We start from the raw sequence: 19,358 nt of genomic DNA, 5'->3' as shown, positions 1-19,358 counted from the left end.
ACACAGGTTACTTCATTCCCTGTTTCGGCCAAACAGGTTCCCGTTACCAAACCAACATAGCCAGTACCAATTACTGCAATTTTCATAGTGTTAAGTGTGTTTTAAATTTAAGGTAAGCAAATTGTATAATGAACCATATTAACAGCTTATTACGGCACCGGGCGGGCCATAAAACCAATATTGTAATTATTGTTATTACTTTTATGCCCGGCTAAGATAATCATTCAGCATTAAAATTGATGTTATTATATAATATAGGTATCAAATTATATTCCCTTTTTATCCGTTTTGCCGCATTGTTTAACAACAAAGCCAAACTTTGGGTTTCAGGGCGTAAAAATCCTGTCTTTGTACGTATAGAAAGCAGTATTTGGTTTCATTTTGCTTCACTTGGTGAGTTTGAACAAGGCCGCCCAATCCTGGAAGCTATGAGGAATTTACACCCCGGCAAAAAAGTGGTAGTTACTTTTTTTTCTCCTTCGGGCTATGAGATCCGGAAAAACACCCCGCTTGCCGATTATGTTTATTACCTGCCCTTAGATACTTCCGGTAATGCGAAACGATTTATCGATGCCATCAACCCCGAAACTATTATTTTCACCAAATACGAATACTGGTTCCACTTTTTTAATGAAGCGCACAAACGTGATATTCCGCTATATATAGTATCGGGGATATTCAGGCCGGGGCAGGTGTATTTTAAATGGTACGGCGGTTTTAACCGGAGAATTTTAAGCTTGGTAAGCCACTTTTTTTTACAGGACGATGCTTCTGAACAATTATTACAGGGTATTGGCATCACCAATACATCAGTAAGCGGCGATACCCGGTTTGACCGCGTTTGGGCCAACGCGCAAAACCCCAGAGTACTACCCTTGATAGAAGAATTTAAAAACGGGCATAAACTGTTTATAGCAGGAAGCAGCTGGCCGCAAGATGAAGCGCTGTTGGCCAAACTGGTAAACCAATACCCCGACTGGAAATTCATCTTTGCCCCACATGAAATACCTGAAGAAAAAATAAAAAACCTGATAGACCTACTTCCAGAAGGAAAAGCGATTACCTTTTCGCAATTAAAAACCGAAGCCGAAGGCTTGCAGTCCGGAGATTTCATATACCAATCACTTACATCTAACAATCTCCAGTCGCTGGTGATAGACAATATCGGTATGCTTTCGTCCCTTTACGCCTATGCGGATATTGCATATATAGGCGGTGGATTTGGCGTAGGCATTCATAATACCTTGGAAGCAGCAGCTTTTGGGTTGCCCGTTATCTTTGGCCCTAACTATCAAAAATTTAACGAGGCCAGAGAGCTCATAGCCATTAAAGCCGGGTTCAGCATCAGCAATGAAACCGAACTGAAAGAAATTGTTGACAGATTAATCAGCGACGAAGCATTTTATAACAATACCCGGAAAAAAGTGGCCAATTACGTGAAGGAAAACGTTGGGGCCACGGAAATGATCATGAAGTATATCGATAAGCGATAAAGAATTCCATGTTTTGGTCATACTTTCCAAAACAAAACAACTGCATTCACTGTACAAAAGCCATAAATTCTTAATATTGCCTTAATGGGTTTTTTACATCTGCCTGGCTTGGGCAAAGCACATTTTCACGAGTACGGTAGCGGGCAAAAGCCTTTACTGGCCTTTCATGGCTACGGCATGACGGGGAAGCAGTTCCATGTGCTTGACCAATCAGTTTTACCACGATATCATATCTACGGCTTCGATCATTTTTTTCATGGCGAAAGTCGGCTCGACGGCTGGACAGAGCAGCAGATCCTGTCCGGAATGCCCAAGGCCATGGTGCGCAGTTACATGGAAGAATGGTTTAAACTTTATGGCAAGCAGCGTTTTTCGGTGATGGGTTATTCCATAGGCGCCAACCTTGCCCTGATACTGGTTGAAGAATATGCCGACATGATTGACGATATCATATTAATGGCACCTGATGGCCTGGCTGTTTTTAAAGGCTTTCACTTCATTTTGCACAATAAGTTTGGTCGCGCAATTTTCCGTACGGCTACCAAAAGCAAATGGCTTGCCCCTTTCCTGGTTAAAAGCGTAAAAAAGGTTGGCGTTATTGACGAAAGCCTGTATAAGATTGCTTATAATGAAATTGACACCGAACAAAAGCGGCTTGATACCTATTATACCTTAAATTTGATCAGGCAGTTAAAGCCCGATGTGCAGCAGGTAGCACAACTGATCAATCAGCATAAAATTAAATGTTTGCTGATATTTGGAAAGCATGATAAGCTGTTCCCCAAATCGGCCGCGATGCCCTTTTTAGGAATGCTTGATGATGCTGAAGTGCATGAAGTTGAGCTTGGGCACTGGCTGGTTACAAAGGCTCTTGATGAGTATTTAGTTAAATAAAACATGGTACCCTCGCGTAAAAAGAAATTCTGGAGTAAACTTTATATCAGCTACGTAAGGTGGTGGATTAGCCGCAATTTTAAGGAGGTTAATGTACAGCCTTTTGAGCCACGTCCCGGCCATTCTATATTACTTTTAAGTAATCATTTTAGCTGGTGGGATGGCTTTATTGCCAACTGGACGGCCTATTACAATCTCAAAAAGCAATATTACGTAATGATGCAGCAAGATCAGTTTGATCAACGCAGCTATTTACGATATATTGGCGCATACTCTATCCAAAAAGGCTCAAGGGCTATGCTGGAGTCGCTCACCTACTCGGCCGGGATATTGGATAAACCGGATAACCTGATCGTGATATTTCCGCAAGGCGAATTATTCTCAAACCACGAAACACATATCCATGTTGAAAAAGGTGTTTATAAACTGATGCAACAAATAAAAGGCCCCTGCCAGATTGTTTACCATTGTATCCTGATAGATTATTTTGAAAGCCTGAAACCCCGGGCTTATGTTCACCTTTTTGATTTAGGTGTTGCCAATGAGCTTACCTTTGAGCAGCTGAAGGAGAATATTAACCAGGCCCATCAGCAAGCTTTGAAAAATCAAATCAATATGGAGCATTGATCTGTATCAACTATGATCAGCAATAAAAAGAACTTTTTCCTGAACCGCATTGTGCACTATTACATTAAATGGGTAGTTGGCAAAACGTTTCATGAACTATTGTTTAATGATATTGTGGTTGATCAAAACAGGTCGGTATTATTAATAGGCAATCATTTTAGCTTTTGGGATGGCCTAATTTTGTATTGCATAAACGATAAATTGCTGAAGAAAAAGCTGCATGTGATGATCCTGGAAGAAACGGCCCGTAAAGAGCGTTTTTTGAAATATGTCGGTGCTTTTTCGGTTAAAAAAGATTCGAAAAATATCCTCCAATCGCTTGACTACGCCGCAGCATTACTTGCCGATCCTGCCAACCTGGTTTTGATGTTTCCGCAGGGAAAACTGTATGCTAACTTTGTTACAAACATAAATTTTGAGAAAGGGGTTATGAGGATAATTGAGAAAGCTGCCGGAAATTTTCAAATTATTTTCGCTTCAACTTTTATTCAGTACTTTAAACATAAAAAGCCGACTGCAACCGTTTACTTAAAAAGCGAACCCGAAAATTACGCCGGTAAAAACATAGATAAATTACAGGCAGCATACCAAAGGCACTACGAAGCCTCCAAACTGCTGCAAACCGAATTTGATATATAAAAAGTGACAATAGCTATATTAATAACCCTCTTTTTTATCATACTCAGGTTTGCGGTAACGCTGTTCAATTATATCTCCAACCCCAAACTCCCTCATATAGGCCGGTACTACTCGGATAAGGTTTCGATTCTGATCCCGGCGCGTAACGAGGCCGGTAATATATTAACACTGCTAAATTCCATCTACAAGCAGGATTATAACAATTATGAGGTTATCATTTATGACGATGACTCTACCGATGATACTTACCGCGTTTGCCATGATTTTGCAGCCAATCACCCGCATTTCAGGGTAATAAAAGGCGGCAAACTACCCGATGCCTGGATGGGGAAAAACTATGCCTGCCATCAAATGGCCAAACAGGCCGATGGTAAATACCTGCTGTTTTTAGATGCCGACGAGCAGATCAGTAATCATCTTATCAACAGCGCGATACACCGCATGCACTTGCATCAGTTAGGCTTATTAAGCCTGTTTACTAATCAAACCATGCTTACCCTGGGCGAAAACCTTGTGGTTCCGCTGATGCATTTTATATTACTTAACCTGCTGCCTTTACGCCTGGTGTATATCGTAAAAAATGCTTCGGTGGCAGCAGCCAGCGGACAGTTCATGCTATTTGATGCCGCCATTTATCACAAGCACCAATGGCACAAAGCTGTAAAAAATAAAGTTGTTGAAGATGTAGAGATCATGCGCCTGATCAAGGCCGAACGTTATAATGGCGAGGCTTTACTGGCCAATGGCATGATCAGCTGCCGTATGTATCGTGGTTATGACCAAGCGATAAACGGTTTCAGCAAAAACTTCCTGGCGGCTTTTAATTACAGCATTATTGGCTTTCTGGTATATATCACTATCATTATTGCCGGTCCGCTCATTATCCTTACTACTTTAAATCTGCCTCTCATATTTTTTACTGTAGGGTTGATCTTGCTTACGCGGATCATGATCTCTCTTTCGGCAGGGCAAAAAGCCGGGTATAACATCCTTCTGCATCCCGCTCAAATGTTTAGCCTGCTTGCTGTGGCAGTTTTATCTATACAACGCTATCTTACCAAAACCACCATGTGGAAAGGGCGAAAGATTTGAGATCCTCTGAATTCAATAGGGCGATATTGGCAAAAAACAGAATCTGTGTTACGATCATTTTTTTGTTTCACCTGGTGGGTTTAATCGGCTTCACTATCCCATCTTTAGCTGCATTATTTATAGCGTTGGTGCCCTGGCATTTACTATTGATGCTTGGGGTTGTTATTTATAGCCATGACGTTTTTAACGGCAGGTTTATGCTATTCGCTGTAATTATTTTTATCGCGGGCTTTATGGCCGAATATATTGGTGTGCATACCGGCTGGCTGTTTGGCAATTACAGTTATGGCGCAACACTCGGCACAAGGCTGCTCGATATCCCCCTGATGATCGGGGTAAATTGGTTTCTGTTGATATACGCTACAGGAGTTTTTTTACGAAGAAGCCGTCATTTCAACAACAAGTTGGCAAGGATATTAACCGGCGCTCTGGTGCTCACCTTGCTTGATATGCTTATTGAACCTATCGCCATTCATTTTGATTACTGGCATTGGCTGGGTGGTGCTGTTCCTTTACAAAACTACGTTTGCTGGTTTGCATTGAGCGCGTTGCTGCTTTTTATATCTGAGCAATTTAAATTTAAACGGCAAAGCATTGTTGCTCCGGCGTTGCTGATTGCACAATTTGTGTTTTTTGCTGTTTTGAATCTGATGTATTAACTTAAGTCGATCAAAATTCATCAACATAAAAATCAGCTAAATCAACGCAATCATTACAATCAACGATTAATTTTGCCGTAAATTTGCAACACCATGGGAGATTATCAGTTACAGGTTACTATTGATCAGGATTCGGGCTTTTGCTTTGGGGTGGTTTATGCCATTGACATGGCCGAAGAGATTTTAGAAGAGGACGGTTACCTGTACTGCCTGGGCGATATTGTGCACAATGATGAAGAGGTTGAGCGACTAAAATCAAAAGGCCTCCGCATTATTGAACACAGCCAGCTTAAGGACCTCCATAACGAAAAGGTACTTATCCGTGCCCATGGCGAAGCACCTGATACTTACCGCACGGCTTTAGAAAACAATATTACCCTTATTGATGCTTCGTGCCCGGTAGTGCTTAAGCTGCAAAACCGCATCAAAACTTCATACGACTCAAACGAGAAGATTCTGATTTTTGGCAAGCACGGCCACGCCGAAGTGGTTGGTTTGCAAGGACAGACCAATAACGAAGCGATAGTTTTCCAGGATATTGCCGAATTGGATCATGTAGAGCTTCCGCACAATATCACACTGTACAGCCAAACCACCAAGAGCATGGATAAATTCTACTCGGTGAAGGATGAGCTTATTTCGCGCGGATATGACCTGAAAGCTAACGATACCATCTGCCGCCAGGTAAGCAACCGTGATAAAGATCTTCCTAAATTCGCGACACGTTTTGATAAGATCATTTTTGTATCGGGCAAAAAATCATCAAACGGCAAGGTATTGTTTGAAGTATGTCGCAAGCATAACCCTAACACCTACTTCATATCATCAACCGACGAACTGGAACAAAGCATGTTTGCACCAAACGATACTGTAGGTATTGCCGGCGCTACATCAACCCCTATGTGGCTGATGCAAAAAGTAAAAGCCGCCATAGAAAGCTTTTAACAGCACGCTTTTTGCTGTAACATTATAGCATGCAAAAAAGCCCTTCACATACCGGTTTATTAGTAGCCGCCCTGGTAATTGGCTGCTGGGCAACAAGCATTATATTATTAATGCGATGGCATTTCAGCTTTACCAATCCCCTTGTTTATGTATTTGTGCTGGTACAGATGCACCTGTATACCGGGCTATTCATCACCGCGCATGACGCCATGCATGGTACCGTTTCGCCCAATAAGGGTTTAAATAACTTTGTTGGTTACCTGAGTACTTTTCTTTACGCTTCGTTCTGGTACCCGAAGTTATACACCAAGCACCATAAACATCACAGCCACGTACATACCCACCACGACCCGGACTACCACCAGGGCAGCTTTTTTGCCTGGTATGTGCAGTTTATCCGCAATTATCTGTCTGTATGGCAAATTGTGGTCATGGCCATTGTTTTTAATATCCTGAAAATCTGGATTCCGCAGCCAAACCTGATCATGTTTTGGGTGGTGCCATCGCTCTTGAGCACATTGCAACTATTTTATTTCGGCACTTATCAGCCCCATAAAGGCGAACATAACAACCCGCATTTTGCCCGGAGCCAGCGCCGTAATCATATTGTCGCTTTTTTTAGCTGTTACTTTTTCGGATACCATTATGAGCATCATGAAGCGCCGGGTGTGCCGTGGTGGAGGTTGTGGAAAGCTCCGTTACCAGAAAAGAAGAGGCTGACCAATCCATAATTCGCCAATTGCGCGGTAGCCGCGTTAGGGATAGAAGCGTAAAGCCCAAAGCGTGCGCCGGATTTGTTATCAGGCAAAGCGAGGACTTGCAGCGGATAGCCCGGACCGCAGGCAACGCCCATATTTTAAAACTGATCAAAATTCACTCCCAACAATCAATCACTTATAATCACTTCGCTGTTCGAAGTCTCTGACTTCGAACCTATATGCTTGTAGTTTGCAACTACAGCCATATTAGTAAAACTGCAAATAACTTCTTAATAACACAATACTGTAGTCTGAAGACTACATGCATAGGCGTCCGAAGTCAGAGACTTCGGACAGCACAGCCGCCAAGCACGTCCCCCCTGTAAAGTCGGGGATTGCTTCGTGCCTCGCAATGACGGGAGTAGATAACAGAGAGTATTTCGACACAAAAACCTTACACCTCATTTATTTGTAATTTGTGACCACCGTCATAAGTTACGGGGCATTTTTTGTTACTTTTGTACCTGATAATTATGGCTAAAAAAGGAATTTTACTGGTTAACCTGGGCACACCGGATAGCCCGAGTACAGCAGATGTTAAGCGTTATTTGAATGAGTTTTTAATGGACCCCCGGGTTATTGATATTGGAACCCTTTCACGTACCATTTTAGTAAAAGGCCTTATTGTTCCTTTCAGGGCGCCAAAATCGGCCAAATTGTACCAGGCCATCTGGGATCCTAAAACAGGCTCACCACTATTACATTATAGCATTTTACAGCAAAAAGCGTTACAGCAGCGCCTCGGCGATGAGTATATGGTTGAGTTGGCCATGCGCTACCAAAACCCTTCTATCGAATCGGCTTTGGAGAAACTGAAAGCAGCCCTTGTTGAAAGTATCCAGGTAATTCCGTTGTTTCCGCAATATGCCTCGGCCAGTACCGGTTCTGTTTATGAAAAGATTATGGATATTGTGGGTAAATGGCCAACATCGCCAAATATCACCTTCATTAACTCGTTTCATGATAACGAGTTAATGATTGAAACTTTTGCCGACAACGCGCAAAAATATAATCCGGATACGTACGATCATGTTTTGTTCAGCTTTCACGGCTTGCCGCAAAGGCAGCTGATCAAGGCCGATCATACACATAACCATTGCCTTAAATCATCAGGTTGCTGCGAAACACTTACCGATGCCAACAGGTTTTGCTACTCGGCACAATCGCACCACACTGCGAAGCTAATAGCTGATAAAATGGGGATCCCGAGAGAGAAATATACCATCTGCTTTCAATCACGCCTGGGTAACGACCCATGGGTACAACCTTACACCAGCGAAATTGTAGCCCAACTGGCCAAGGAAGGCAAAAAGCGTTTACTGGTATTTTGCCCTGCCTTTGTTGCCGACTGCCTTGAAACTGTATACGAAGTAACAACGGAGTACGGTGATGAGTTTAAAGCACTGGGCGGAGAGCATGTTCAACTGGTAGAAAGCCTGAACGACGCTCCCAAGTTTATTGAAGCTTTAGTACAAATGGTAAATCCGGTGGTTGCCTAAAAAAGCTTAATAGATATAAATGAAAGCCTGATGATATTATATACATCGGGCTTTTTTATTGCATAAAAAAAGCATCTGCCCATTGCTGAACAGATGCTGTACGATTTTTATATAATTGATAGTTTAAGCTACTTTTACATTTACCGCATTTAGGCCTTTTTTGCCTTGTTCTACATCGTAGGTAACGCTATCGTTTTCACGAATAGTGTCAATCAAACCTGATACGTGTACAAAAACTTCGGCGCCACCGTTAGTTGGTGTAATAAATCCGAAACCTTTGGTTTCATTAAAGAATTTTACTGTTCCTTGCATTATATTTTATTTAAGATTGCAAAGATATACATTAAAATCCAATAATTATTTAAAAATAAGGCAATTACACCTTTATAGTTTTTAAGAGTATAACCATTCACCCCAAAGCGGAATGTAAAAGTATCATTTCCTATCGGCCAGAAGCCTTAACTCTTAGTGTTTTAACTTCTTTATTGCTGTAAAACAACACTACTGTACACATGATATTCGCCCGGTTGCAAGGTCATGGAATATGGCAATGATGTTACATTTATGCTGTTTTTGGTAATATTGTCATACCATGTTCCGGTTGATGGGAAGCTGATACTGGCTGATTGCGGCATCACATCAAAATTACCAACTACTTCAACATTGGCGCTGGCATCTTTTAACTGGATGGTTTTAACAGCACCCGCAAGATCATAAGTAGAATTTGTTGACGCAAATACAGCATTCTTCTCTTTCATTTTAATCATTTTGGCGTAAATGCCATATAAACGCCGTCTGTTAGGGTCGGTATTGTAGTTCCAGTAGATGGGCTTATTGCTGGTACGGCCGCCCTGATCAATACTTACATCATAGCCAAGCTCACCAAACTGCCAGAGCATTTTAGGCCCCGGAACCGAGAACAGGAATGCTGCTGCCATTTCTTCGCGGGCCAGGCCGGTGTTTCTATCTTTTACATTATAGCCATTATAGCTGTTACCGTAGCTTTCGTTTTTAAATTGCAGGCGTTCTTCGTCATGGCTTTCAAAGTAGCTTACCAGATTATAAGGCTGGGTAAATGTATGCTGATCGTAAAACAAACCCTGGAAATTGGAATTGGTTAGCCAGCCCATGGTGGCTTCATTGGCATTGTAGTTCAGGTTATTCCAAAGCATCATGCCTTCGCCGGCCAGTTCTTTCTCCTCCTGGTTAGCCGCAAAGTGCTCCAGTATCACGTAGAAATTATTATTGTCGATACTTTTAATGTAATTGTTATAATCTTTCCAGATAGCCACGCGACTGGCGTCATATTGTCCCCACGGACCTACAGCAGCATCAGAAGTGCCATAATTAACCTGTGTAAACCCTTTGGAAAGGTCAAAGCGGAAACCGTCGATCTTATACTCCGTCATCCAGAATTTGAGCACGTTCTTGACAAAATATTTGGTATCGGCACTTTCGTGGTTAAACTGGTAACCCACGTTATAGGGATGCGTAGGGTCAACATTATACCATGGGTTATTAGCCGCAGGCTTGCCGGCGGCCGTGTTGAAATACATTTGCACCATAGGCGATTGGCCAAACGAATGGTTAAGCACAATGTCCTGAATCACGGCTATACCGCGTGAGTGGCACTCGTCTATAAAAGCTTTCAATGCATTTTTGGTACCGTAGTACTTGTCAGGCGCAAAATAAAAAGATGGGTTATAACCCCATGAAAGGTTTCCTTCAAATTCATTAATTGGCATTAACTCAACGGCGTTAACACCCAAATTTGATAGATATTTTAAAGTATCGGTAAGGGTTTGATAGTTATGGGCATCAATAAAATCCCGTACCAATAGCTCGTAAACAACCAGGTTCTTTTTGTCGGGACGGGTAAAACTCGTGTTTTTCCAGCTGTATGCAGGCTGATTGGCCTGAAACACACTCACATTACCGGTAGTTTTTCCTGTTGGATATTTCTTCAGGTTCGGATACGTATCTGACGAGATGTATGAATCATTATCCGGATCAAGCACCTTTTCGGTATATGGGTCGGCTACTTTTAGTGATTTATCAATATAAAACTGGTAACCGTATTCAGTAGTGGGGTCGATGTTATCTATCTGTACCCACCAGCGTTTGCCATCGGGCGTGTTGTTCATAACGGCTTTGGTATCATTAGCATCCCAACTGTTAAAGTCGCCTATTACCGATACCGATTTTTTGCCGGGTGCATACAGGTTAAAAATAACCGATTTACCCGAGTTGATGAAGGTAACACCATCCTTAGCCCCTGCCGGTAATGCCTTTCCGGTACTCACCGTCGTATCACCGGGAACGTTCCCGGTATTGCCCGGCAAAACGTCTTTCTTCTTGCATGAAGTAAAACCGGCCAATAAAAGTCCGGCAAGTAATAAGTAAACATTCTTGATTGTCATATCTCGTTATAATTGGTTTTTGTACCGAAGCAATGTGTAGCCTACTGGTTTTCAGGCCACATCGCATCACCGTCGCAATATCAGTAAAATAATTGGTAAAATTATCTTTCGTTAAAATTATGTATTTATCATTTGAAGAGATGTATCTCTACATTTTAGGCGGCATTGTTAATCAATCAACCCGCTCACAATTTTTGCCGATAGCAAACACAGCGGAATCCCTCCTCCCGGATGCACACTTCCACCGCAAAAATATAGTCCCTTTATCTTCGACGATCTGTTAGCGTGCCTTAAAAAAGCAGCGAACTGACTGTTTGAGCTGGTACCGTAAAGTGAACCCTGATATGAAGAAGTACGGCTTTCGATGCTTCGCGGATCGAGGATATTTTCATTCACGATAAGTTTGCTGATGTCTTTATTTAACAGTCGGCTTAATTTGCTTAAGATATTTTCCCGCCCGCAGGCTATAAGGCTATCCCAGTCCTGTCCGGTATTGGCAGGTACATTGATCATTACAAACCAATTTTCGCAGCCCTCAGGCGCATCATCCGCTTTATATTTTGAGCTGATATTGAGGTAAACAGTTGGATCATCATATATGTCTTTTTGTTGCCAGATATGATCAAACTCAGCTTCGTAATCGGCACTGAAAAAAATATTATGTAAGTCGAGTTCTTTAAACTGAGTTTTTACTCCCCAGTAAAATATCAATGCCGAGCTGCTCCGCTCCTGGCTTAATATTTTTTGAGGATGAAGTTTTGGATAGTCCTTTAGTAATTTATGATAAGTAAACCAGATATCCATGTTGGATACCACAACATCCCCTTCAATGATCTGTTCATCTACCCGGATTCCATTTACTGTTTTCCCGTCTAAAAAAATCTCTGTTACGGGGCTATTGTAATGAAACTTTACGCCTAACGATTCCGCCAGTCTTACCAGGCCTGAAGTGATGCTGTACATCCCCCCCTCCGGTAAATAAGCGCCAAAGTGCTGCTCCAGGTGCGGGATAACGTTCAGCGTAGCCGGCGCATGATAAGGGTTGGAGCCGTTATAGGTTGCATATCTGTCAAAAAACTGAACAATGCGTCTATCCTTAAAAAAACTTTGATTAGCCGCATGCATGGTACGGAAAGCATCTATTTTCCCAAACCTGAATACCGACTTAACCGTATCCCAACGCAAATAGGTTTTAAGCCTGTGCAGGGATCGTTCTAAGAAAACGTGATTGGTGATATTGTAGATTCGGCTGCTGTTTTCAAAGTATTGTTTTATGGATGTAGCAGGCTCTCCGGTTTGTGCTTGTACCTCGCTCCCAAGCTTATTAAAATCAGCATAGGCAATTAAACGGGTACCGTCTTCATAAAAATATTTGCAAACGGGATCCAGCTTTTGGTACCGGAAATAATCCGAAGGTTTTTTACCAGCCAGTTCAAAAAGCTCATCCACATATTGCGGCATGGTGAACAGGCTCGGGCCGGCGTCAAAGCGGTAGCCATCCTGCTCAAATTGATTAAGCTTGCCACCCGGATAACTATTGGTTTCATAAACTTCAACCTCATATCCTTTTATCGCCAAACGAATAGCCGCGGCAATTCCGGCTACGCCGGCACCAATAATTAAAGCTTTTTCAGGAAGAGGCATAGCGGTAAAGATAAGCACATTGGCCTTTAGCTATGATATTCAAAATCAAAATCAGTTGCCTGTACGTAACATAATCTTGTCCCGCGCGTCATAGGTGATTTACGCACAAAACATTTTAGCTGCAGGGATGTATATTTGAAAATTAACTATCCTCAACAGCTTGCAAAAAAAGCTAACTTGTTGTTATTAAATATATGACTGATCGAAAACTTCTAAAACAACTCATGCTGTCGTGTGCCCTTACCGCAGCGGCAATGACTACTGCCTACGCGCAGCAAACACCTCAACCCGAAAATCCGGCTTTAAAAATTTACCGGGCCGTACCAACTAAAATCAACGACCTTATCCACACCAAGCTTGATGTTAGGTTCGATTACAAAAAACGTTACCTGTACGGTAAAGAATGGGTTACTTTAAAACCTCATTTTTATCCAACCGATAGCTTAAGGCTTGATGCTAAAGGCATGGACCTTAAAAACATTTCGTTAGTAAAAAATGGTAAAAACGTTCCGCTAAAATTTACTTACCAGGATAGCCTTTCGGTAGCTATTAAACTGGATAAAGTTTACCACAATAACGAAAGCTATACCATTTACATTGATTATACCGCCAAGCCTAATGAACTAAAAGAAAAAGGCAGCGCGGCCATCAACGATGCCAAAGGTTTATACTTCATTAATCCTGATGGTACCGAAAAAGATAAGCCAACCCAGATCTGGACTCAGGGCGAAACAGAAAGCTCATCTGCCTGGTTCCCTACCATTGATAAACCGAGCCAAAAAACTACCGAAGAGATCACCATGACCGTACCTGCAAAGTACGTGACATTATCAAACGGTAAGTTAACCGCTCAAAAAATAAATGCCGATGGTACCCGCACCGATACCTGGAAACAGGATTTGCCACACTCGCCGTACTTGTTTATGATGGCTGTTGGCGATTTCAAGATCTATAAAGACAAATGGAAAGATAAAGAGGTAAGCTATTACCTTGAACCAAAATACGCTCCTTACGCCAAAGAAATTTTTGGTTTTACCCCGGAAGCTATCGACTTTTATTCAAAAACACTGGGTGTTGATTTTCCCTGGGTTAAATACTCGCAGATTGTGGTTCGTGATTATGTGAGCGGCGCGATGGAAAACACATCAGCTACCCTCCATGGCGATTATGTACAGGCCACTCACCGCGAACTGATTGACGCTAATTATAACAATGGCCGCAGTACCATCGTTCACGAACTTTTCCACCAATGGTTTGGCGATTATGTTACTGCCGAAAGTTGGAGCAACCTTACCGTAAACGAGTCCTTCGCCAACTTTAGTGAAACCATTTGGGCCGAACATAAATATGGTAAAGACGAAGCCGACGCGCACAATTATGCCGATATGCAAAGCTATCTGCGTTCGCCGGGCGCTAATACCAAAAACCTGGTCCGTTTTTACTATGCCGATAAAGAAGATGTTTTTGATGCCGTAACCTACCAAAAAGGCGGCCGTATCCTGAACATGCTCCGCAACTATTTAGGCGACGCCGCGTTCTATAAAGGCCTTAACATTTACCTCAAAACAAACGCGTTTAAAAACGGCGAAGCACAACAATTGCGTTTAGCATTTGAAGAAGCCAGCGGTCAGGACCTTAACTGGTACTTTAACCAATGGTATTATGGTGCCGGTCACCCGATATTGAATATCAGCTACAAATGGGATGAGGCTACCAAAACCGAAACCGTGTACCTGAAACAAAATCAGGATGGTCAAACCTTTAAACTGCCGATGGCAATTGATATTTACCAGGGCGGTAAAAAAGTGCGTCATAAAGAATGGATGAACGATAAGGTAGATTCTATCAGCTATCAACTGGCCGGCAAACCAGACCTTGTAAATGTTGACGCTGATAAGATCCTGCTAACCAAGAAAACCGACACTAAAACCATTGATGAGCTTTCATTCCAGTATTTCAATGCCCCTAACTATCTCGACCGCTTTGAGGCTATAGATGCTGCGGCGGCTGATCAAACCCGTCCGCAAGCACAAAAAATACTGATTGCTGCTTTAAAGGATAAATACTACGGGCTGCGTGTTAAAACTATCAGGGCGTTAAACCTCACCAAAGATGATGTGCGTAACGCTGCACAGCCGATACTGATTTCTTTAGCGCAAACAGATAATAATACCCTGGTAAGGGCAGCTGCAATTACCGCTTTGGGCAAACTAAAAGCAAGCGGCAACATGACCTTGTTCACCCAGGCTATGTCGAGCGAGTCATATGCTGTTCAGGGAGCAGCTTTAAATGCAATCGGGCTGCTTGATCCGGCTAAAGCACTAAGCTTAGCTAAAGGCCTTGAAAAAGACAATAAGGGTGCGTTAACAACCGCTATCACTAACCTGTACACCGCTAATGGCAATGATGCCGAATGGCCATTTGTTTACCATGCATTTACAGAAGCAGGCATTCAGGAAAAATTCAACACGCTTAAAAACTTTGCTGATATGACTGCTAAAGTTAATAAGCCAGAATATGCCCAGCAAGGTATTGAAGAGCTTAAAAATGCAGGTATTAAATTTAAAGTTTACGGCGCCGCCCCTTTTGTGATTACCCAACTGGAAGGTATAAAAGCTGCACGTACTACCATGAAAGATGATGCATCGGTAAAAGCTGCTGATGATGCCATTAAAGCTATTAATGACGCCAAGTAATCAATCATAAGAGTTAAAATGCAGAAGGCCGCTCTTTCATAGGGCGGCCTTTCTTTTTCATAATAGTTTTGTAGGACGTAAGTTGAGCTGAAGGCTTAAAGCTTTCTTTAGGAGCAGGAGTTTTGCTTTAAGCCTTCGGCTTTTAACTTACCCTTTATGTTGTTGCGATACCAGCTTTTCAACCGCATAGCCCATTTCTTTACAATGTTCTACTATCCCTTCATATTCCGCTTTGGGTATTGATGGTTTACGGCTCATGATAAATAAAAATTTATGATCCGGATGTCCAACAACCACATACGAGTAGTCGGGAGCAAGGTCGATAACCCAATAGTCGACCTTAATTGGCCAGATAAATTGGGCCTTCATCTCACCGTCCTTCTCTTTTTCGGGAAATAGCTTTGACTTATAGGTATGCACCTCCTCGTTGTCTCCTTTTTTGGCACAGGTTACTACGTTGTAGTAGCCGTCATTGTTTAATGTATAAGTAGTGGTGGTTTCGCGGGTGCCCCTGTCAAACATAGTTGGGATGGAATATAGAGAATACCATTTGCCCGAAAACTTATCCAGGTCAACCCTGGATACCGGCCTGTTAACCGGTCCGCTGTATGCTGTTGTAAAAAACATCAGCAATATCCCCAATACAAACTTCATAGCCATAAAAATTAAAAACCCATATAATACCAATTACGGAATTACATGGGTTTAAAGTTTTTATAAAGCTTATAGACGGAGGTTGTAAAAAGCTCAAGCTCATACTCCAACGTCATTGTGAGGTTCTAAGGAATCCCCAACTATACAAAACGGATTTGCGTGGTTTCTCGGCTAATCGGAGATTGCTTCGCACCTTGCAAGGACGCTTGTATATTAGTTTGCGGGACCTTATTTCACTAAAGTACCGATATCCTCGCCTTTGGCAATTTTCATAAAGTTACCTTCTTTGTTCATGTCAAATACAATGATAGGCAGCTTGTTTTCCTGGCAAAGGGTAATAGCGGTCATGTCCATTACGTTCAGGCCTTTGTCATATACTTCCTGGAAGGTGATCTCGTCATAACGGGTTGCTGTCGGATCTTTCTCCGGATCGGCAGTATAGATACCATCAACGCGGGTACCTTTCAATACCACGTCGGCTTTAATTTCGATAGCGCGTAATGAAGCGGCAGTATCAGTAGTAAAATAAGGGTTACCGGTACCTGCCCCGAAGATCACGATCTTGCCCATTTCCAGGTGGTGCATAGCACGACGACGGATATAAGGCTCGCAGATCTGCTCCATTTTAATGGCCGATTGCAGACGCGTTTCCACACCAATGCTTTCCAAAGCATTTTGCAGCGCCATACAGTTAATAACGGTTGCAAGCATACCCATATAATCAGCCTGAGCGCGTTCCATGCCCGATTTTTCGGCACTTAATCCCCTGAAAATATTACCGCCTCCAACAACTACCGCAATCTCAATACCGGCATCATAAACGTTTTTAATGTCATGAGCATACTGCAAAACCTGGTTATTATCAATACCATATTGCCTTGTGCCCATCAGCGATTCGCCCGAAAGTTTCAGTAATATTCTTTTGTATTTCATTTGGTGTGATTTGCTAATAATAGAAATAGATGAAACCTGCTTTTGTTTATATCAAGAATTGATAAAGCTCTGTTCATACGGGAGTAGTTCGCCAAAAATAGCGAATAAATTTACAGTGTTAAAATTTTATGTTGTCTTTGTTAAAAAATCACCCTTCAATATTGTTTCAAGCACTTCAAAATCAGCGTTAAAAACAACAAGGTCGGCATCAAAGCCTTGCTCAATTTTACCCTTCTTTGTTTGTGAAGCCAGCTCAGCAGGATATAATGATGCCATGTTTACAGCCTCCGCCAGGTCTATTCCTACTTTTTTAACGCAGTTTTCAACTGCTTTAAGCATGGTAAGGCATGATCCTGATAAGGTACCATCGGGCATGGTATACCTGTCTCCCCGTAATTCGTGCTGGTAAGCGCCTTCTTTAGTTGAGGTAACGGCGTCGGTGATCAGGAAAAGTTTATCACCAAGCTCGCGTTTAGCTAAACGCACCATTGCAAAATCAACGTGAATACCATCAGCTACAATACTGGTATACGGCCGCTCCTCAAAAATAGCAGGGATATAGCCAGGCTCGCGGTGGTGCATAGATGGCATAGCATTAAACAAATGTGTAACGGCTTGCACCGGTTTCTTTAAAAATGATTTGCCTTCGGCATAAGTGGCATTGCTATGGCCTGATGATATGATGATCCCCTGCTCATACAAATAGTCAATTACCTCCTGATCCTGCAGCTCGGGAGCTATAGTAATCATTTTAATAACCCCATCTGCCTTTTCAACCCATCCCTTAACTTCGGCAAGCGTAGCTTTTTTAATGAATTTCTCGGGGTGGGCACCTTTTTTTGCAGGATTTAAATATGGCCCTTCCAAATGCAATCCCCAGAAAGCGCCTTTACTTTTTTCACGATATACCTTGGCCGCTTCAATACCGGTTTCCACAATATCATTGGTATTGGTACCGATAGTAGCAAATACACCAATGGTACCCTGGCTCAGCAGATCATGTTCTAATTGCTCCAACGCCTCAACGGTTGGCGTACCGGCAAAAAGTTTACCGCCGCTACCGTAGATCTGCAAATCAATAAATCCGGGGGCAAGATATGCGCCGTTCAGGTCCTTCTTTGCAACATTCGTTGGGATAGCGCTTTCGTCAATAATATCTGTGATGGTACCGTTTGAGATTAAAACGGCTTTACCTTCGGCGATGGTGCCGGTTGAAATGAGTTTAAGGTTGTGGAGGGCGAGGATAGGCATGATTTAATATTTACGTATTCAACCATTGTGTCATTGCGAGCGTAGCGCGGCAATCGCACAGAAGCGCGGCCGCTCTGTATAGCATTCGATTGCTTCGTCGTCCCTCGTCGCAATAACATAACTTTGAGGGCAAACCAACAGGGCAAAAAAAATCCCCCGATTTTCATCGGGGGATAATATAATTAAGCTCCTAAAGCTACTCGCTTAAAGGCGGTTACTGTAAGGCCTTTTTCAACCGCGTCAAGGAATTGTGAAACGCTCTTAGACGAATCTTTCACAAACTCCTGGTTTAACAGGGTTGAGTCTTTGTAGAATTTATTCAGTTTACCGGCAGCAATTTTTTCAACCATTGCTTCTGGTTTACCTTCTGCACGGATCTGATCTTTAGCAATTTCAAGCTCACGCTCAATTACCGAAGCATCAACACCATCTTTATCCAAAGCGATAGGGTTCATAGCAGCAATTTGCATAGCTACGTCTTTACCGGCTTCTTCAGCAGCTTCGCCACCAGCAGTAAGTGCTACCAATACACCTAAACGGAAGTTACCGTGGATGTAAGCAACAACTTTTTCGCCGCTAACTACTTCATATTTAGAAACACCGATTTTTTCGCCGATTTTACCGGTTTTTTCGATGATAGCTTCAGAAATTTTCTGACGACCAGTTTCAACGTCGATCTCCAACGCTAAAAGCTCATCAATTGAAGCTGGTTTAGCTTCAACAGCAGTGTTAGCAATTTGGTTAGCGAAAGCAACGAACTCAGCATTTTTAGCTACGAAGTCGGTTTCGCAGTTAAGTTCGATGATGACACCGGTTTTAAAATCAGCCGAAGTACGTGCAATAACAACACCTTCGTTTGATTCCCTGTCCTGACGGCTTGCTGCAACTTTAGCACCTTTTTTCCTTAAAAAATCGATAGCTGCTTCAAAATCACCGTTAGTTTCGGTTAATGCTTTTTTGCAATCCATCATACCGGCACCGGTTTGCTGGCGCAGTTTGTTTACGTCGGCTGCAGAAATTTGTACTGTAGACATGTTTTTTTGAGTTTTAAGATTTTTTATATCGGGTTACAAGTTACCGCTATGGTGTTATGCTACTGTAACCTGCAACTATTTTTAATATTAAAAATCTCCCACCCCTTGCTGAGGTGAGAG

Annotated in this window: 18 protein-coding genes; 10 read left to right on the top strand and 8 right to left on the bottom strand. The window is 42.4% G+C overall.

Annotation, left to right across the window (positions count from 1 at the left end; translation table 11 throughout):
- A partial coding sequence (locus EAH55_RS07005; protein WP_162996778.1) for an NAD-binding protein occupies positions 1-86 on the bottom strand: 86 nt, incomplete at its 3' end.
- A gap of 153 nt (positions 87-239) precedes the next feature.
- On the opposite strand from EAH55_RS07005, the gene EAH55_RS07000 reads away from it, so the two are divergent.
- From EAH55_RS07000 to hemH, 9 genes are all read left to right on the top strand, one after another.
- Positions 240-1,493 carry a 3-deoxy-D-manno-octulosonic acid transferase gene (locus tag EAH55_RS07000; protein WP_317127561.1) on the top strand — a complete coding sequence of 418 codons (1,254 nt, stop codon included), beginning with the start codon at positions 240-242 and terminating at the stop codon, positions 1,491-1,493.
- 84 nt (positions 1,494-1,577) lie between these two features.
- The gene (locus tag EAH55_RS06995) at positions 1,578-2,387 is read left to right on the top strand and encodes an alpha/beta fold hydrolase (RefSeq protein ID WP_121808979.1); all 810 of its coding nucleotides are present in this window, start codon (positions 1,578-1,580) and stop codon (positions 2,385-2,387) included.
- Between the two features lie 3 nt (positions 2,388-2,390).
- Positions 2,391-3,014: a lysophospholipid acyltransferase family protein gene (locus EAH55_RS06990; RefSeq protein ID WP_121808978.1), complete on the top strand. Its 624-nt coding sequence runs from the start codon at positions 2,391-2,393 to the stop codon at positions 3,012-3,014.
- Positions 3,015-3,026: 12 nt separating this feature from the next.
- Positions 3,027-3,653, top strand: a complete 627-nt coding sequence (locus EAH55_RS06985) for a lysophospholipid acyltransferase family protein (protein ID WP_121808977.1) — start codon at positions 3,027-3,029, stop codon at positions 3,651-3,653.
- A gap of 3 nt (positions 3,654-3,656) precedes the next feature.
- The gene (locus EAH55_RS06980) at positions 3,657-4,745 is read left to right on the top strand and encodes a glycosyltransferase (RefSeq protein ID WP_121808976.1); all 1,089 of its coding nucleotides are present in this window, start codon (positions 3,657-3,659) and stop codon (positions 4,743-4,745) included.
- 26 nt (positions 4,746-4,771) lie between these two features.
- Positions 4,772-5,404 carry a carotenoid biosynthesis protein gene (locus EAH55_RS06975; protein ID WP_121808975.1) on the top strand — a complete coding sequence of 211 codons (633 nt, stop codon included), beginning with the start codon at positions 4,772-4,774 and terminating at the stop codon, positions 5,402-5,404.
- Between the two features lie 93 nt (positions 5,405-5,497).
- On the top strand, positions 5,498-6,349 hold the full coding sequence (locus EAH55_RS06970) for a 4-hydroxy-3-methylbut-2-enyl diphosphate reductase (RefSeq protein WP_121808974.1): 852 nt from the start codon (positions 5,498-5,500) through the stop codon (positions 6,347-6,349).
- A gap of 29 nt (positions 6,350-6,378) precedes the next feature.
- A complete protein-coding gene (locus EAH55_RS06965) occupies positions 6,379-7,080 on the top strand; it encodes a fatty acid desaturase (RefSeq protein WP_121808973.1) in 702 nt (233 codons plus the stop codon).
- Between the two features lie 500 nt (positions 7,081-7,580).
- Complete coding sequence (gene hemH / locus EAH55_RS06960; RefSeq protein ID WP_208644804.1) at positions 7,581-8,606, top strand: ferrochelatase; 1,026 nt, start codon at positions 7,581-7,583, stop codon at positions 8,604-8,606.
- Between the two features lie 123 nt (positions 8,607-8,729).
- Here the strand turns inward: hemH and EAH55_RS06955 are convergent, their stop codons facing one another.
- The 3 genes from EAH55_RS06955 to crtD all read right to left on the bottom strand — a co-directional run bounded on the left by EAH55_RS06955 (position 8,730) and on the right by crtD (position 12,688).
- Positions 8,730-8,921, bottom strand: coding sequence for a cold-shock protein (locus EAH55_RS06955; protein WP_112573252.1), 192 nt, complete (start codon positions 8,919-8,921; stop codon positions 8,730-8,732).
- A gap of 167 nt (positions 8,922-9,088) precedes the next feature.
- Positions 9,089-11,026: an alpha-amylase family glycosyl hydrolase gene (locus tag EAH55_RS06950; RefSeq protein WP_121808972.1), complete on the bottom strand. Its 1,938-nt coding sequence runs from the start codon at positions 11,024-11,026 to the stop codon at positions 9,089-9,091.
- A gap of 168 nt (positions 11,027-11,194) precedes the next feature.
- Positions 11,195-12,688, bottom strand: coding sequence for a 1-hydroxycarotenoid 3,4-desaturase CrtD (gene crtD / locus EAH55_RS06945; RefSeq protein WP_244228107.1), 1,494 nt, complete (start codon positions 12,686-12,688; stop codon positions 11,195-11,197).
- Between the two features lie 176 nt (positions 12,689-12,864).
- On the opposite strand from crtD, the gene EAH55_RS06940 reads away from it, so the two are divergent.
- Positions 12,865-15,366: a M1 family aminopeptidase gene (locus EAH55_RS06940; protein ID WP_244228106.1), complete on the top strand. Its 2,502-nt coding sequence runs from the start codon at positions 12,865-12,867 to the stop codon at positions 15,364-15,366.
- Between the two features lie 147 nt (positions 15,367-15,513).
- Here EAH55_RS06940 and EAH55_RS06935 read toward each other — a convergent pair whose 3' ends face one another.
- The 4 genes from EAH55_RS06935 to tsf all read right to left on the bottom strand — a co-directional run bounded on the left by EAH55_RS06935 (position 15,514) and on the right by tsf (position 19,238).
- On the bottom strand, positions 15,514-16,020 hold the full coding sequence (locus EAH55_RS06935) for a lipocalin family protein (RefSeq protein WP_223818103.1): 507 nt from the start codon (positions 16,018-16,020) through the stop codon (positions 15,514-15,516).
- A 228-nt stretch (positions 16,021-16,248) separates the two neighbouring features.
- On the bottom strand, positions 16,249-16,953 hold the full coding sequence (gene pyrH, locus EAH55_RS06930) for a UMP kinase (protein WP_121808969.1): 705 nt from the start codon (positions 16,951-16,953) through the stop codon (positions 16,249-16,251).
- Positions 16,954-17,079: 126 nt separating this feature from the next.
- On the bottom strand, positions 17,080-18,204 hold the full coding sequence (gene nagA, locus EAH55_RS06925) for an N-acetylglucosamine-6-phosphate deacetylase (RefSeq protein ID WP_121808968.1): 1,125 nt from the start codon (positions 18,202-18,204) through the stop codon (positions 17,080-17,082).
- Between the two features lie 182 nt (positions 18,205-18,386).
- On the bottom strand, positions 18,387-19,238 hold the full coding sequence (gene tsf / locus EAH55_RS06920) for a translation elongation factor Ts (RefSeq protein WP_112573241.1): 852 nt from the start codon (positions 19,236-19,238) through the stop codon (positions 18,387-18,389).
- Between the last annotated feature and the right edge of the window lie 120 nt (positions 19,239-19,358).

It is taken from the genome of Mucilaginibacter kameinonensis (assembly GCF_003675385.1).
In the GTDB taxonomy this organism is placed as follows: Bacteria; Bacteroidota; Bacteroidia; order Sphingobacteriales; family Sphingobacteriaceae; genus Mucilaginibacter; species Mucilaginibacter kameinonensis.
This window is presented reverse-complemented; position numbering and strand designations above follow the sequence as displayed.